The 17,213-nt window shown below is 36.9% G+C and carries 14 protein-coding genes; 13 read left to right on the top strand and 1 reads right to left on the bottom strand.

Going from position 1 to position 17,213, the window contains the following annotated elements; all coding sequences use genetic code 11:
- Positions 1-58: 58 nt before the first annotated feature.
- Both ABH008_RS18825 and ABH008_RS18820 read left to right on the top strand, forming a co-directional pair.
- Complete coding sequence (locus ABH008_RS18825) at positions 59-1,705, top strand: GMC oxidoreductase (protein ID WP_347987148.1); 1,647 nt, start codon at positions 59-61, stop codon at positions 1,703-1,705.
- Between the two features lie 241 nt (positions 1,706-1,946).
- Entirely contained in the window at positions 1,947-3,068 is a 1,122-nt protein-coding gene (locus ABH008_RS18820; protein WP_347987147.1) for a glycosyltransferase family 2 protein, read from the top strand.
- 854 nt (positions 3,069-3,922) lie between these two features.
- Here ABH008_RS18820 and ABH008_RS18815 read toward each other — a convergent pair.
- Complete coding sequence (locus ABH008_RS18815; protein WP_347985933.1) at positions 3,923-5,353, bottom strand: IS66 family transposase; 1,431 nt, start codon at positions 5,351-5,353, stop codon at positions 3,923-3,925.
- A gap of 269 nt (positions 5,354-5,622) precedes the next feature.
- On the opposite strand from ABH008_RS18815, the gene ABH008_RS18810 reads away from it, so the two are divergent.
- From ABH008_RS18810 to rfbC, 11 genes are all read left to right on the top strand, one after another.
- Positions 5,623-6,540, top strand: coding sequence for a WecB/TagA/CpsF family glycosyltransferase (locus tag ABH008_RS18810; RefSeq protein ID WP_347989997.1), 918 nt, complete (start codon positions 5,623-5,625; stop codon positions 6,538-6,540).
- Positions 6,541-6,587: 47 nt separating this feature from the next.
- Positions 6,588-8,159, top strand: coding sequence for a tetratricopeptide repeat protein (locus ABH008_RS18805; RefSeq protein WP_347987146.1), 1,572 nt, complete (start codon positions 6,588-6,590; stop codon positions 8,157-8,159).
- A 223-nt stretch (positions 8,160-8,382) separates the two neighbouring features.
- Positions 8,383-8,940: a polysaccharide biosynthesis/export family protein gene (locus tag ABH008_RS18800; RefSeq protein ID WP_347987145.1), complete on the top strand. Its 558-nt coding sequence runs from the start codon at positions 8,383-8,385 to the stop codon at positions 8,938-8,940.
- Positions 8,941-8,947: 7 nt separating this feature from the next.
- Positions 8,948-10,114, top strand: a complete 1,167-nt coding sequence (locus tag ABH008_RS18795) for a hypothetical protein (RefSeq protein WP_347987144.1) — start codon at positions 8,948-8,950, stop codon at positions 10,112-10,114.
- A 6-nt stretch (positions 10,115-10,120) separates the two neighbouring features.
- Positions 10,121-11,860 (top strand): Wzz/FepE/Etk N-terminal domain-containing protein, encoded by a 1,740-nt coding sequence (locus tag ABH008_RS18790; RefSeq protein WP_347987143.1) that lies wholly within the window; start codon positions 10,121-10,123, stop codon positions 11,858-11,860.
- Between the two features lie 18 nt (positions 11,861-11,878).
- Positions 11,879-12,694 carry a CpsD/CapB family tyrosine-protein kinase gene (locus ABH008_RS18785; protein ID WP_347987142.1) on the top strand — a complete coding sequence of 272 codons (816 nt, stop codon included), beginning with the start codon at positions 11,879-11,881 and terminating at the stop codon, positions 12,692-12,694.
- Positions 12,695-12,729: 35 nt separating this feature from the next.
- Positions 12,730-13,560, top strand: a complete 831-nt coding sequence (locus ABH008_RS18780; protein WP_347987141.1) for an AAA family ATPase — start codon at positions 12,730-12,732, stop codon at positions 13,558-13,560.
- Between the two features lie 169 nt (positions 13,561-13,729).
- Positions 13,730-14,797: a dTDP-glucose 4,6-dehydratase gene (rfbB, locus tag ABH008_RS18775; protein ID WP_347987140.1), complete on the top strand. Its 1,068-nt coding sequence runs from the start codon at positions 13,730-13,732 to the stop codon at positions 14,795-14,797.
- The gene (gene rfbD / locus ABH008_RS18770) at positions 14,794-15,690 is read left to right on the top strand and encodes a dTDP-4-dehydrorhamnose reductase (protein ID WP_347987139.1); all 897 of its coding nucleotides are present in this window, start codon (positions 14,794-14,796) and stop codon (positions 15,688-15,690) included. The genes rfbB and rfbD overlap by 4 nt, the downstream gene beginning before the upstream one ends.
- A gap of 2 nt (positions 15,691-15,692) precedes the next feature.
- Entirely contained in the window at positions 15,693-16,577 is an 885-nt protein-coding gene (gene rfbA, locus ABH008_RS18765; protein ID WP_347987138.1) for a glucose-1-phosphate thymidylyltransferase RfbA, read from the top strand.
- Positions 16,577-17,128: a dTDP-4-dehydrorhamnose 3,5-epimerase gene (gene rfbC / locus ABH008_RS18760; RefSeq protein ID WP_347987137.1), complete on the top strand. Its 552-nt coding sequence runs from the start codon at positions 16,577-16,579 to the stop codon at positions 17,126-17,128. The genes rfbA and rfbC overlap by 1 nt, the downstream gene beginning before the upstream one ends.
- The last annotated feature ends 85 nt before the right edge of the window (positions 17,129-17,213 follow it).

The following is a 17,213-nucleotide window of genomic DNA, read 5'->3' as shown; positions in this document are numbered from 1 at the left end:
AAATTCTGCGTGATAAATTCGGCTTTTAGTCTAGGTCGTGTAACATTTATTAAAATTGATGATAACTAATTTAAATCAGTGTAAGCCTGAAAGTTTGCAAAATTATCCCTTTTGTATTATTGGAAGTGGTGCAGCCGGTATCAGTTTGGCGGTTGCCCTTATTCGTAAAGGCCGAAAGGTACTTTTGTTAGAAGCAGGTGATTGGAAGGAAGAGCGTGAGTTAGACGAGTTCTACACTGGTCATGCTAATGCTCCTCATCCACCAGTTAACGAATATCGACACCAAAGATTTGGAGGCACCACACATTTGTGGGGGGGGCGGTGTGTTCCTATGGATGCATTGGATTTCGATTATCGTCAACATGTGCCTAATAGTAGTTGGCCTATCAATTATCAAGAGCTTTTTAGTTATTACCCTGAAGCGCTAAGCTATTGTGATGCTGGCTTAGCCGACTTTTCTCTGCGGGCTCTAGCGCCTAAAGAAATTTCTATGTTCGATGGACTGCAAAAATTGCAGCCTGATTTAGTCGAAAAAATAGAGCGTTATAGTTTGCCAACCGATTTTTCATCTAAATATCGCTTGGAGTTATCTACTTCCAGTTTAATACAGGTCTTGCTAAGAACGCGCTGCACAAAGCTGAATGTCGCTGAGAATGGTAGTCGGATAACTTCAATAGAAGTTAGTGATGGTAAGTACGCATTAACTATAAATGCTGCGCATTTTATTATTTGTGGAGGTGGTATTGAGACCACGCGTTTGCTTTTAATCACTCAGCAGAGTACACCAAGTTGGAGCAGATTCGAGCAAAGTTTAGGTAAGTATTATGCTTGTCATTTTGACTTGATCTTTGGATCAGTACGCTTTGCGAATCAAAAGCCATTTTTTGAGTTCCAAAAAACCACAGATGGAATTTATGCGCGGCGAAAATTACATTTTTCTGAAGAATTTCAATCGCAACATAGATTGTTAAATTCTGTATTTCGCTTACACTTTCCTGCGTATGCAGATGATCGGCATGGGAGTGGTGTCCTTTCTAGTATTTATTTGGCCAAATCTTTATTGGCTAAGGAGCATCAGTCTATATTGAATCATGGAATAAATCTGACGTTAGCACAGAATAATCGTTTAAAACATCTACAAAATGTGGTGACAGATTTTGGTTCGGTAGTCAATTTTGCTTACGATTGGATGTTCAAGATGAAGTTAGCGAAACGCAAATTACCTTATACCTTGGTTTCAAATAGGAATGGTAGTTATCCTTTGGAGTTTAATAGCGAACAGATTCCAGACGCAAGTAATAAAATTGATTTGCAATCGGTAACTGATCAGTTAGGAATGAAGCGAGTAAATGTAAATTGGAAACTCACAAATATAGATATAGACTCAGGAATAGAATCTTTTAAACAGTTGCAACGGCTACTCGTTAAGACAAATAGTGCAAGGTTAGAGTTTGATGAGGGTGAATTAAAAGAAAGAATGACCAGTGCTTTGCCCGTAGGGGGACATCATCTCGGTACAACGCGAATGGGAATCTCTGAGCAAAATAGTGTGGTTAATAAAAATTGTTGTGTACACGGTGTGGACAATTTGTTTATAAGTAGCTCTTCTGTATTTACTACATCAAGTCATGCAAATCCGACGCTTACAATAGTTGCACTCTCTCTTCGGCTTGCAGATTTTCTGAACAAAATAAGTGTGGAGTAATTGTAATTTAGGTATTAGGCCATGGAAATCGAAAAACAGTAAATCTGGCTGAAATTAGCATTGTTTTCCGCTGTTAACACTTTGCTTGATAATGGGTTTGGTCTGGCTTTTTTTAGGCTGTCGAGAAGTTAAGAAATGATGGCTATTAATAGAATGGTATTTAGGATGGAACATGGCTTTATGGTTTATTGAATATCTATCCTTAGGGATAACGCTATTGATACAGATACCTGTAGTGGTGTTGTTAGTTGAAATTTTACTGGGCGTGGTTCCTCAATCTCGTAAGAATCAAGAGCAGGTTTGTAGAGGTTCTGTAGCGGTACTGGTACCTGCACATAACGAATCGGCTGTGATAGCAAATACGCTTGAGTCAATCAAATCACAAATGAAACCCGGAGATCGGTTAATCGTCATTGCAGATAACTGTACCGATAATACCGGGCAAATTGCACGAGAATTGGGGGCAGAATTAATTGAGCGAATTGATTTAAATAAGCGTGGTAAGGGATTTGCGCTTGATTTCGGTATTCAATATCTCGAATTGTCTCCTCCAAATACGGTAATACTAATAGATGCGGATTGTTTACTTAATGAGGGTAGTTATGAACATTTGGTGATGGCAGGTCAGCAATTATCAAAACCGGTACAAGCCATTTATTTAATGCATGGAAACGAAAATGCAAATTTAAAAACGCGAGTTGCGGAATTTGCTTGGGCTGTTAAAAATCGCCTCAGAGCGATGGGTGCGCATCAATTAGGAATGCCTTGCCATTTAAAAGGTTCAGGGATAGCAATACCTTGGGATATTATTCATAAGGTGAATTTAGCAAATGCCGAAATTGTAGAGGATTTAAAAATGGGTATTGATTTTGCAATTGCTGGATATGCGCCGATACTGTGCCCAGATGCAATAGTATGTAGTTCTTTTCCGGTAAGTAGCCACGGTATGCAATCACAACGAAAGCGGTGGGAGCACGGTCATATTGGGATGATAATGCGGGAGTTTCCTAAATTAATGGCATTGGGTTTAAAGCGGAAGCAGATGGGATTGGTTTTTATGGCATTAGATTTAAGCGTTCCTCCGCTAGCACTGTTGATGTCTAGCTATTTTGCATTACTTTTGTTGAATGGGATAGAATGGCTGGCTTTAAGTATAGAAAAACCTTGGTATCTTTCTCTTATAGGTTTGTCAATGCTTATTATCGCCATGTTCATAGCTTGGTGGTCTGAAGGTCGAAAATTATTGTCACTGAGCGACTTGGTATACATTCCAATTTACGTAATTGGAAAAATACCGCTCTATATTGGATTTTTAGTAAACCGTCAGGTTGAGTGGATACGGTCCAGTAGAGATAAAACATGAATAAACCAAGAGAGTAGTTGTTTAGATATTGATTGTACTTAACATTTTATATTTTATTTTATGAGCATAGAATTGGATGCGAGTAAGAAATGATAAAAAATACAAAGAGTTGTGAATAAACTTAATTATTTGTCAAACCTATGTACATCTCATGTATTTTTAAATAAATGAGAAGTAACCGACAAAATTAAGATTTAATATGGCTTAGACTGAGAACAATATCGAAAAAAGCAGATGGAATGTGCCGATTAAGTCTTGTAATGTAAAATATGTTGTAAAATATATATTTGGTATTTATGGATTTTATTGGATTTTTTTCTAGTAAATTAAAGATTTTTGTTTCCAGAAATTAAATTAGAGTTCTGAAATAAATCTGTTTAAAGATTTATGATTGATCAGTTTTTTACGTGTCTTAAAGTTTTGAAAATATTTATACGCCTACGGAAAGGTTTAAAAACACTTTTTATCGAAATGATCTAATGAAAATTTTTAGTAATATGTCTGTTATGTATAATTTATCGATTATTTCGTTAGGAGAAATGCATATTTATATAGGATTTAAATTATTATGCATTTATTAAATTTATTTAATCCAGTTAACGAAAAATATCGATTAAGTCAGAAGCGATGACAAATTTTATGCGTGAGGTTCATTGTATTTTAGGATTGCCGTTTGATGCAATGTCTATGTCAGATGCTTTGAATTATGTCCGAGATGCCGCAAAACATAAAAAATCTTGTATTGTGGCAACCCCCAATCTGAATTTTATTGTTGCTTGTCGCAAGGATAACGAGTTCCGTAAATCAATCGTAACTATTCAGCGTAATTTATCACGCTCAGCGAATTTTGGTCGTCACCGTATAAAATCCGGCAATTTGCCATTAAAGAGCAGTGTCAACGCTTCGCTGGCTGATATGTTGTTTTTCCGGCATGTTGATAAATAACTTCGAACACGGCAAAAAATATCAGCACCTTCCTGACTACGAAAACAGCCTGAAATCTTTTGGTGAACCTTGGTCATTCTGATGTCGTTCTCTCCTTGGTTATTGGTAAAGGGTACCTTGGCATCAGTCATAAACCTTAAGGTTTGCTGCTCAAAGTTGATTAACCGCTCCAATAAGTTTCGCGATTTACTGCGTTTAAGTCGTCCCCGTTGTCCTTCCTTTCTCTCTGGGAGCGGGGGAGGACATTCCTGCTCAGCCTCTTTAAGAATTGCCCGATATTGATCGGTATAGCCTGCCGCTATAGAATCGGATAAAACACCGCCCTGGGCCTTAACAGCCTCATTGATAGAAACAAGCAACTCTCGCATATCCTTAGCCCATGCTTGGTTCTCTTGTTCTTCGGCATAGGTCAGCTCGCGCAAATGGTGAGCGTTACATAAGGCATGCAGGCAGTTCAACTGGAAATAGGGCTTCCAGTGATCGTGGCAGAGAATACCTGTAAAACGGGTTAAAACATTCATAGCGGTTATTGCTTCCATGCCGCGTTTGGCGTGGGCGTAAAAGAGCGTCCATTGCTGGTTCGAAATACAGTGCAGCCAATGATTTTTCCCATTGATGTTGATCCCGGTCTCATCGGAATGCAATAGGGACGAGGCGAGTATTTTCGTGATGAGTTTCAATTCAAATTGTTCGAGCAAATGATAAGCTTGCTGGTTAAATTCAAAGATTGAGCCGACACTGATCGGTAGTTGGAATTGATCCTGAAATTGCTCTTGAACACGTTGGTAGGGAATGAGTTGATATTGAGACAAATACACGGCCTGTGCTTTGACGCCATTCCCGTATTGCACCGCTTTAGTGACTTCAACCGGAAAAGAGGCTGTAAAACGTTTGCCAAATTGATCTTCCAGAACTTGAGCGCGGTATTCGGTCACAAGGCGCTGAATCTCAATATCAAATACTTGGCGGATCTCAAAACCAACTTCCTGATAGTTCCCTGGTGGTAAAGTCGCCCGATCTAATTCCAGAATTTCAATTTCATCGGGATCGTCCACTTTTTTTAAAGTTGTACCTATCCGACCGAACTGCCCACCGCGCTTTCTATTTTTGCCTTTGTTCTCGTCATCGCCACTGACTTTGTCTTGATCTTTAAAACGATCCGTAGAAGGCGGTTTGCTGCTATTTCGGCTAGTCAGGCTTAAACGATTAGCCATTATTTGAATCAGCATGATCATGACTTCTAAGGTCGCACGCAAAGCTGATGACATATGCTCTTCATCAGCGATCAGTTGCTGAACTTTTTTGATGGTGTCTTCAATGTTGATATTATCGACAGTCAAACTAATATACCGCTAAACCGTTACTGTTAGCGGTATTATAAGGCCAGTTTTAAAAGTCGATTTTTGCCTTCGAGGTTGCGATGTAGGCCACGAACGACCAAGAGTCACTACCCTTCTATTTAATGTTGCAATTGAGGAATTGTAGTTGCCGAATGCGTAGCTAAATACGTCATTCCACTACAAGCTGGCAGTTCACTGAATTTTTTATTTTTCGACCAAAAACCTTGTCAAGCTTTTTTTTAATTATTTACGCTGAATAGTTACAATCAATCATAAAATCCGATTTAAGTATTGCAGATGGTATGCCCATTATTTGGATTGCCAAAATGTTGAGCTTACCCGTGGTTGAGCGAGTAGCTGGCGCTGATTTGTATGAAAAATTAAATGAGTCAAACGCTCCTACGCACCTTAAAGTATTCTTTTTTGGTGGAGCTGAAGGTATCGCAGAACAAGCCTGTCAAAGACAAAATGAAAATGGACAAGGTTTAAAAGCAAGTGGATTTTTTGGGCCGGGTTTTGGATCAATAGAAGAAATGAGTGCTGAGAGAATCATACAGAAAATAAATGACAGTGAAGCCGATTTTATCGTTGTTGCATTGGGAGCTAAAAAAGGGCATGCCTGGATTGAAGCGAACAGAGATAAGTTAAAGGCTCCAATAATCAGCCATTTAGGTGCTGTGATTAATTTTGTTGCGGGTAACATCAAGCGTGCGCCTCATTTTTTGCAAACTATTGGCATGGAATGGATGTGGAGAATTTATCAAGAGCCTTCGCTATGGATAAGATACGGTTATGATGGATTAAGTTTATGTAAAATGTTGGTATCAAAAGTGATACCCTATGCTCTTTGGACTATGTGCAATAAAAAGCTTTTGAAAAATATAAATGAAATACAGGTTGAATCAATGGCTGTTGGTTCTGATGTTCAAATTGTAATAAAAGGTGCTTGTGTTAACCATTCATTCGAACCATTGAAATTAATGCTAGCCGAGATCTCTGATCAATACAAAAATTACCAGCTAAATTTGCAACATGTGCCGGTGATAGACTCTGCATTTGTAGGGTTATGTATGTTGTTGTCAGTGCATGCAATAAATAACGGTGGAAAGCTAATAATAAAAAACATTAATGAAACTAATCGGAAAATAATCGACTGGAATTGTGCACAATTTTTATTAGTGAACTAGGTGAATTATCTGTTGAATTATAGTTTTTTGATAAGTATATTTGTTTTATGTTAGCAAATATATATTATGAAATATTTAAATTACTTAAAATTTATTTTTTATTTTTTTTTAAAATGCGCGTGATAAAGTTTTTTTTCTTGCTAAGCTTATGCTTAAGTATTCAAGCTTGCAAGAATCCTGCGGAAGTTGCAGATGAGCATTTTCAGCAAGGAAAAGTTTTTTTCAATGAAAAAAATTATGATAAAGCCAATGCGGAGTTATCGTTAGCAACTCAATTGAATCCCCATCATGTTGATGCTTTTTATTATATAGCTTTAATCGATGAAGTAAATAAAAGATGGCAACCAATGTTTGATAATTTGGAGCGTGTTATCTATCTAAACCCTAACTATCTGCAAGCGCATTTAAAATTGGCTAGTGTTGAAGCAGCAGCAAATCTTATTGAGAAAGCGGATAAAGAAATAGATATAGTTTTGCATTCTGAACCAAATAATGTGGAAGCGTTAATCATTAAAGGTTTAGTTTTGTTGAAGAAAAAGTTAAATCAAGAGGCAATGCATTATGTTGAAAATGCCTTGGATTTAGAACCTAAGAATGTACATGCAATTACACTGAAGACATCGATTCTTATTCAAGAAAAAGAGTATAAGTCAGCATTAGAATTAGTCGATAAAGCATTAGATGCTAAACCAAATGATATATCATTATATGTGGCTAAATTGCAAGTTAACCAAGCGACAAATGATGTTCAAGCAATTGAAGAAGATTATATAAATTTAATAAAACGCTTGCCAGATAATCTGGATTTACGGTATTCACTTATTAAAATTTATACCGAAACAAATCGATTTGTAGATGCTGATGCAATGTATAAGTCAATTTTGAATAAAAATCCTAAAGATTTTAATATTAAAAAAGCTTATGTGGATTTTATTGAGAAAAACGATCCAAAAAATACCATAGCAATAGTTCGTGAGTTTATTAAGCAAAATCCAGAAAACGTTGATATGTATTTGAAATTAGCTGATTTGTATATTAAGTCTCAGCAGATATCAGAAGCAAAAAAAGTGCTAAATAGTGTTGTTACGGAGCATAATGCTACAGGAACTGACAATACGATGCTATCTAAGTTTGATATTAAGAAAGATTCAAAACAGGTTTTGCAAGCGAAGGCAGTGCTTGCCTCAATTGCTTTTCAGGAGCATGATGAAGCAGAAGCTAGTAAGTTAATAAATGATGTGCTATCGATAGATGCACGTAATTATGATGCACTACTAATGCAGGCAAAAATTAAAATTGCTAATAATAAAATTGATGAAGCCTTGTCTATATTACGTATCTTAACTAATGAGTATCCAGATAAAGATGAACAGTTTGTTTTAATGGCAAACGCCTATTTGATGCAAAGCATGCCCGAACTAGCAAACGATGCATTCAGAAAAGCTGTAGAGATTAATCCGGCTAATTTTGATGCAGTGATACCTGTAGCAAATAAGATGATAGAGCATAATGATCTTAAGCGTGCTGAACTTTTAATAAACAAATCTCTACAATATAAACCGGATCAAGCAGAGGCTTTACGTATTTTAGAGAAAATACATGAATTAAATAAAAGTTAAAAAATGTAGGCATAAGTTTTGTTTAGTAATGTGATATATTTTGTAAAAATATATTGTTAATTGTGTTTATGTTTTTATAATAAATATGTATATAAAAATAAGAGCGCGACACTTTTATACAATACCTTAGATATTGAGTTCGAATTATCTAAATATTATAGCTATATTTTCTTTAGATTTTTTGAGCTTTTGTGATCATGAGTATGTAATTAATAGGTAATTTATGAGAAAGAAAATTATTATAAGACTGTTTGCTGCGGTTTTGCTGTTGCTTACCGAAATTGGATATTCTGATACTGGTAATTACCTAATAAATCCGGGTGATATGCTGGTTATTTCAGTTTGGAATGAGGAGGCATTACATGGTGAAATGAGAGTTTTACCTGATGGTTCTATTAGCTTTCCGTTGGTTGGGAGTTTTATAGCAGCCGGTAAGTCAGTTGATGAAGTTCAGAAAATTGTTTTGGAAAAATTAACCAAATATTTATCAGATCCGGCTGTTACTATTTCAGTTAAAGCTGTCGATGGAAATACAGTCTATGTTATTGGGCAAGTGGGTAAGCCAGGAAACTATAGCATGATTGCTCCTCTGAATGTCACTCAAGCTCTAAGTTTGGCCGGTGGATTAACGACATTTGCAAAAGCAAATAGTATATTAATTTTACGTCGTGACGGTGAGTCAACTAAGCCAATTAACTTTCAATTTGGCGAAATTGAAACAGGTGAAAATCTAGATAGTAACATTCTATTAAAAAGTGGCGATGTTATAATTGTTCCATAGGGTAAATATGTTTAATCTGTTTAAATATTGCTGGCATTATTTTTTGCTTTTTATATTTTTTAGTATTTCTGCGCAAGCAGCAGACTGGAAAGTTGATGGTAGTTTAAGTCAGATGTTTGGATATGATGATAACTTCAGGTTGGCAAAAAATCCGCAAGGATCATTTGAATTTTTTTTAACCCCACAGGTAAATTTTAAACGTAATGATGATGATTGGAATATTGCTGGCTCTGGTAGTTATGGGGTAAGGCAATACACTTATAGTCTTTATGATAATGAGCCACAAAATTATAGTATAAATACAGATTATAAAACTGCTCGCACAATTTGGGGTTTAAATGCTGATTATAATAAAGTTTTAACTAATAGTATTGCTTCAACTGATACCGGTAACTTTTTAACTTCATCAACACGTATTACTGAAGCATTAAATCCAACTTTTACGTATTTATTGAATGCTAACGATAGTATTAAGTTGTCGGCGAATTATTTGGCTTCTACTTATACAGGTGGAAGTGGTTTAGTCAATAATACTACTCAATCAGGGACATTGGATTGGAAGCGGGTTTGGACCGATAGATTAACTCAGAATCTGACTGGTTCGTATAGTCGTAGTGATTTTACAAGTAATTTTCAGCGTATAACTGAAACATATAGTGCCAATGTCGGATTGTTATATAAAATGACGCAACATTGGGATATTAATAGCGTTATTGGCGAACGCTTTACTCAGCAAAGCAGTGTCGCAAATTCAAATTCAAGTTCTACCTCTTCGGGTTGGGTTGCTAATATAAGGTTAAATCATGAAGATATTCAATCTTCTGAATATGTAATGTTGTCAAGGTCAGTTAACCCAAGTGGTCTGGGAGTTTTAACACAACAAACAGCTTTTACTGTTGGCTATAACTATAAATTTTCTGATCGCTGGAATGCTAATATTAATGGCGGATATTCTATGATAGATACCTTAGGTCAAGCTGCCACTACTGGTAGTATATATGCCAACCGTACCTATTTAACGTTTCAGCCAACTATTAACTGGAAAATGCAACGTGATATTGATATTGGATTAACATTTATTTATCGTCAACAGGATTATACTTATTCAGCTGTATCAAAAGCTTTGATGCTTACGTTTAATTATAATTGGTCTGGTTTTAATATTTCAAGGTAAGGCTAAATGGAAGAGATTAACCCCAAAATAATATTGGCTATAGCCAGACGTTGGAAGTATATAATTCTTATTCCGACCTTTGTTTTATTAACTGCAAGTTTAATGCTGGCACTTTTTTTGCCACCAGTGTATCAATCGTCAGCTACTATTCTAATTGAACAGCAACATATCCCTTCAGAGTTAGTTAAATCTACAGTAACTAGTTATGCTGATGAGCGAATAAAACTCATTGAGCAACGCGTGATGACGGTTACTAATTTATCAAAAGTTATTGATAAATACAGTGTTTATGCAAATAAGCGTGAAAAATTAAGCCAATCTGAATTAGTTGATTTATTCAAAGAAAATGCAAGTGTTGAATTAATGAATGCTGATGTAACTAATAAGGGTGGAAGATCAAAGGCGACTATTGCATTTAAATTATTGTTTTTCGATAAATCATCTGCCATTGCGCAACGCGTAGCCAATGAATTGGTAACGTTATTTCTGAGTGAAAATGTTAGAGCAAGAACGCAAAGTGCTGAGGAAACTTCAAAATTCTTAGAAGAAGAAGCAGAGAAAGTCAGAATTGAAACACAGAAAATCGAAAATGACATTGCTGAATATAAGCAAAAATACAATGAAAGTTTGCCCGAATTAATGCCTGTAAATTTGTCAATGATTAGTCGCATTGAATCTGATTTAGAGCAATTGTCATTGCAAGAAAAATTAACGACTGAAAGACGAATTAGTCTTGTTGCTCAACTAGCTGCCACCAATCCTTCCAAACCAGTTGTTTCCCAAGGTCAAAATGGTAATTCGCATAATACAGTAAGTTCGTTGTCTGAACTTAAAGCCTTAGAAAGCAGTTTGTTAGGTAAATATAATGATTCTCATCCAGATGTACAACATGTTCGCCGCCAGATTGAAAACTTGGAAAAAGAGGATGCGAAAGTTCAATCCGCAGATAATTCTGCGCTTTCCGACGCTCGGCAATCTTTAAGCCTTCTTAAGCAAAAATATTCAGATGATCATCCTGATGTAAAGGCTTTGCAGCGTAAAATTGCTGATTTAGAAAGTAAAGATGATACTTCTAAAGTCTCAAATCAACAATCCCAACGAAATAAAGAATTAGGTATAAATAATCCAGTTTATTTGCAATTAAAAAGTGAAATGGATATTGCTGAGGTTGAGCTGCAAAATATTAAAATGCAAAGGGTTAGTTTGCAGCAAAAACTTCAAAGTTTAGAAAAGAATATTTCACAAACACATCAAGTTGAACGTGGCTATGCTGAGTTGGAACGTGATTTAGAAAATCATAAGGCAAAGTATCAAGAGCTTAGAGCAAAAGAATCTGAAGCAAAACTTGCACAAACCTTAGAAGAAGAACAAAAAGCAGAGTCATTTACCTTGATTGAACCCCCTGTTGAGGCAATCAAGCCCATTAAGCCTAATCGGCTAAAAGTTTTTTTAATTGGCATTGTTATTTCCATTGGTGGTGGTGTGGGATCTGGGTTTTTGGCAGAGTTTATGTTTGGTGGTGTTAGAGGAAGTAGTGGTTTAGCGGCTGTAACGGGTTTTGAGCCTTTAGTTGTTATACCTTATATACCCAACAAAGCCGACGAACAAAGAGCGCGGCGAACCTGGACGACTTTTTGGATTGCCAGCTTAGTTGGTATTCTGGTTTTAGTTTTAGCAATACATTTTCTATATATGCCTTTAGATGTTTTATTCTACAAAGTATGGGAAAGAATTAACCTGATTTAGGATATTCGGAGATTTAGTATGGATTTTTTAGAGAAAGCACTCGATAAAGTAGGTCGTGATGAAGTGACGGTTAAGGATGAGTTGCCTAAACCAGAGCTTATAAATACTAAACTCAATACGTCTGAGATTGTTTACACGACTACCCAGAAAATTACACTTAATAATGAGATGTTACGTGATCGTAGGGTTGTTGCTATGCAAAAACATGATCCTATTGCAGACTATTTTCGAATGTTACGTACTAAAGTATTAAAACAAATGCGGGCAAATAAATGGAATAGCTTTGCAATCACGGCGCCTACTAGGGGTGTTGGAAAGTCTATGGTGGCTACAAATCTGGCAATTTCTATCGCTATGGAAGTTAATCAAACAGTTCTTCTGGTTGATTTTGATCTGCGTATTCCTAGGTTAAAATGGTATTTTGATGCTGATGTAAAATACGGAATATTAGATTATTTGAATTCTGATGTGCCACTCAATCAGATATTATTTAATCCAGGAATTGAAAGGCTTGTGGTTTTGCCTGGCGTGGGAGATACTCGAGACTCATCTGAGTTAATTTCGTCACCTAAAATGAAACAGTTGGTAGAGGATATAAAAAATCGATATAGTTCAAGAATTATTATATTTGATATGCCACCTATTTTAGCTATTGATGACGTGTTGGCAGCTTCTGAATATTATGATGCAGTTTTATTAGTTATAGAAGATGGTGTGAGTAAGGCTAGTGAAATTACAAAATCTCTGCAAATGCTTTCTAATACTAATTTATTAGGAACCGTGCTTAATAAATCGCAAAATCCGCCAGATCATCAAGGCTATGGGTACTACTAGTATGTTTTCTATTAGAGATTATTTCTTGGTATGCTATGTATAATAAATTCTTTGGATTTACTAAGAAGCCTTTTTCATTAATACCCGATCCCGAGTTTTTGTTTTTTAGTCCTAAGCATAAAAAAGCTTGGTCAGTTTTGCAATACGGTTTAGTTAGCCAGGCTGGATTTACAGTCATTACTGGTGAAATTGGCGCAGGAAAAACAACACTTATTCGAAAAGCGTTACTGACTATTGGTGATGAGTGTGTTGTGGGTCTTATTACGAATACTCATAGCGCTTTCGGAGATTTACTTACCTGGGTTCTTAATGCTTTTAATATAAGTAATACCGCTCAGGATAAGGTTGAACGTTATCAAGTGTTTGTGGATTTTTTAAACAAGCAGCATCAAAATAACAGACGTGCGATTCTAGTTGTGGACGAAGCTCAAAATATGGATCTTCAGGCTTTGGAAGAACTGCGCTTGTTATCGAATATCAATGTCAGTCAAGATATGTTGTTGCAATTGGTATTAGTTGGTCAACCCGAGTTGATTGATAAATTAAATAGCCCTGAACTAGTTCAGTTTGCCCAGAGAGTTTCAATTGAATATCATTTGGAGCCGCTTTCTGAGGCAGAAACCATTGCCTATATTCATCATAGATTGAAAGTGGTCGGTGGTGATGAGTCGATTTTTGATGATGTGGTTTGCGTAGCGGTTTATCACTTTTCTCGTGGTGTTCCAAGGCTGATCAATAACATTTGCGATTTGGCACTTGTCTATGCTTTTGGTGAGGAAGAAAAAGTAGTGACGCTTGCAAATGTAATGGAAGTCATCAATGAACGTAAGACTGGTCGAATAGTGGCGGCCAATAATAAATTGTGATTTTTGCCTGTTTACCTTGGATAATGCATGATAAAAGGCAGATTAATATGATTTTTTTAAAAAAATAGAGGATGCATTTTTTATAAGAGCTTTTTTAAGTTATGATAATTGTGTCTTAATATTATTGTGTTTTCATTTGGCTTAAAACCTTAGTACTTGGAGTGTTAATGTGATAGTTGTCACTGGTGGTGCCGGGTTTATCGGCAGTAACTTTGTTTTGGATTGGTTGGCAGAATATGACGAAACTGTCATCAATATTGATAATCTGACCTATGCGGGCAATTTGCAAAATCTTGTCAGTTTAAACAATGATCCAAGACATGTTTTTGTAAAAGGTGATATTGGTGACTACGATTTAGTACTCAGTTTACTTAAAAAATATCATATTCGTGCTGTGATTAATTTTGCGGCTGAATCGCATGTGGATCGTTCTATTCATGGACCTGAAGATTTTATTCAAACTAATATTGTTGGTAGTTTTCGCCTGCTAGAAGCTGTGCGGCATTATTGGATGGATTTGGAGCCTGAAGCTCAACAACAATTTCGTTTTTTGCACGTTTCAACCGATGAAGTATACGGTTCTTTGCAATTATCGGATCAGCCGTTTCGTGAGAGTAATCAGTATCAACCTAATAGTCCTTACTCTGCCAGTAAAGCGGCAAGTGATCACCTTGTGCGCGCTTATCACCATACCTATGGTTTGCCAGTTTTAACAACCAATTGTTCAAACAATTACGGGCCTTATCATTTTCCTGAAAAACTCATTCCTTTGTGTATTCAGAACGCTTTAATGGGTAAGTCCTTACCAATTTATGGTGATGGACAGCAAATTAGAGATTGGCTATATGTGAAAGATCATTGTAGTGCCATTCGTAAAGTTCTTGAATTAGGAAAAGTAGGTGAAGTTTATAATGTAGGTGGCTGGAATGAAAAAGCCAATCTTGAGGTAGTACACACCTTATGTGAGATATTGGATGAGTTAAGTCCCCGTACTGACTTGTTATCCTATAAGGAACAGATAACTTATGTTACTGATAGACCTGGGCATGATCGTCGCTATGCAATAGACGCAAGTAAGTTGGAGCGCGAATTAAGTTGGCTACCGGCTGAGACTTTTGAAACCGGTATACGAAAAACCGTGCAGTGGTATCTTGCTAATCAGGATTGGGTAAATAATGTCTTATCGGGCGATTATCAATCGTGGTTAAATAAAAACTACGTAGATCGTAAAGTATGAAGATTCTGTTATTCGGTAAAAACGGTCAACTTGGTTGGGAATTGCAAAGAAGTTTATTGCCCCTAGGTGAGGTATTGGCCTTAGATAAACTCCAACAAAATTTCTGTGCCGATTTAAGTCAGCCAGCCAATTTAGCAGCTACTGTTCGTGCAGTTCAACCTAATATTATTGTGAACGCGGCAGCGTATACTGCCGTTGATAAAGCGGAATCAGACATAGATATTGCAAGGTTAATTAATGCCGTATCTCCAGGGGTATTAGCCGAAGAAGCAAAACGCTGTGGTGCTTGTTTGGTGCATTATTCTACCGACTATGTATTTGATGGCAGTGGCGGTAACGCCAGGCAGGAAACAGATCCAGTTGGCCCTTTAAATGTGTACGGTCAAACCAAATTAGAAGGTGAACTGGCTATTCAGGCAGTAGGTTGCCAGCATTTGATTTTTCGTACTAGCTGGGTTTATGCGGCACGAGGTAATAACTTTGCCAAAATAATGTTAAGACTAGCTCAGGAGCGTCAACATCTTAATGTCATCAATGATCAGTTTGGTGCGCCGACTGGTGCTGAATTACTGGCAGATATAACTGCTCATGCCATTGAAAAAATTGTTCAACAGCCTGATTTGTCGGGCGTTTATCATTTGACAGCAAGTGGCGAAACAAGTTGGTACGAATATGCCCATTTTGTTTTGGATTACGCACGTCAACTGGGTATTGAGCTTAAAACCGAGCAAGGGTCAATCCAAGCGATTCCAAGTAGCGATTATCCAACGCCTGCTAAGCGACCGCTTAACTCTCGTTTAAATACCACAAAGCTTACAAAAGCATTTGGTTTGCATTTGCCAGTTTGGCAATTAGGGGTAGAACGTATGTTAACTGAATTATATGGTAAATAGTGATGACTGAACGCAAAGGTATTATTCTGGCAGGCGGTTCTGGAACACGGCTTTATCCTGTCACTAAGGCTGTCTCTAAACAACTGTTACCTGTCTACGACAAGCCAATGATCTACTATCCGCTTAGTACGTTAATGCTGGCTGGAATCAGAGACATTCTAATTATTTCTACGCCGCAAGATACGCCTTTATTTCAGCATTTGCTGGGTGATGGCAGTGATTTTGGAATTAGCATTCAATATGCGGTTCAACCAAGTCCAGATGGTTTAGCACAAGCTTTTATTATTGGTAGACACTTTGTGGGGAATCATACCAGCGCACTGGTATTAGGCGATAATATTTTTTATGGTCATGATTTACAAAGACAACTCAAAGTTGCTATGAGTAAAGATAGTGGAGCTACTGTGTTTGCTTATCACGTTTTGAATCCCGATCAATACGGTGTGGTGAGCTTTGATGTAAACGGTAGGGCCACTTCACTTGAAGAAAAACCAACACAGCCTAAAAGTAATTATGCAGTGACTGGCTTGTATTTTTACGATAATCAAGTGGTAGATATTGCTGCCAATTTAAAACCCTCTGCACGCGGTGAGCTTGAAATTACCGATGTTAACAAAGTTTATCTTGAGCAACAGCAGCTTAGCGTTGAAATTATGGGGCGTGGTTATGCTTGGTTGGATACAGGTACGCATAGTAGCTTGATTGAGGCCGGTAACTTTATAGAAACCATAGAGACTCGTCAGGGGTTAAAAGTCGCTTGTCTGGAAGAAATTGCCTGGCGCAGCAAATGGATAAACGATGAACAAATTGAAAAACTAGCTAAACCATTGGCAAAAAATGGTTACGGTCAGTACCTTTTAAATTTACTCAAACTACAGGTGTTTTGATGATAGCTGAGCGGCTTGCCATTCCCGACGTTATTTTGTTTACCCCTAAATCTTTCGGGGATGATCGAGGTTTCTTCTTTGAAAGTTTCAACCAGCAACGATTTGCAGAGCTGTCACAATGCAGTGTGCAATTTGTACAAGATAATCATTCAAAATCGCAAAAAAATGTACTACGTGGCTTACATTATCAATTAGCGCCCAAAGCTCAAGGTAAGTTGGTTAGAGTGGTACAAGGCGAGGTATTTGATGTGGCTGTGGATATTCGCAAAAATTCCCCCAGTTTCGGTCAATGGGTTGGTGCAACCTTATCCGCCGAAAATAAACAACAGCTTTGGATTCCCGCTGGTTTTGCGCATGGATTTTTAACCCTGTCAGATAGTGCTGAGTTTTTGTATAAAACCACCGATTATTATGCGCCTGATTATGAACGTAGCATTCTTTGGAATGATAAAGACCTAAACATCCAATGGCCAATTTCAGAATTGCCGTCTTTATCTGGAAAAGACCAGGCAGGAAAGTCATTTAAGGAGGCTGATTATTTTGATCATTAATTTTATTTACAAACCCGCTACAAACCGACACTAAAAGCCTAATAGCTTACTCTATAGAATGGTGACTGTGGTTTATATGAGAAAT

Origin of the sequence: Methylomonas sp. AM2-LC, from assembly GCF_039904985.1 — a bacterium.
Classification (GTDB): Bacteria; Pseudomonadota; Gammaproteobacteria; order Methylococcales; family Methylomonadaceae; genus Methylomonas.
This window is presented reverse-complemented; position numbering and strand designations above follow the sequence as displayed.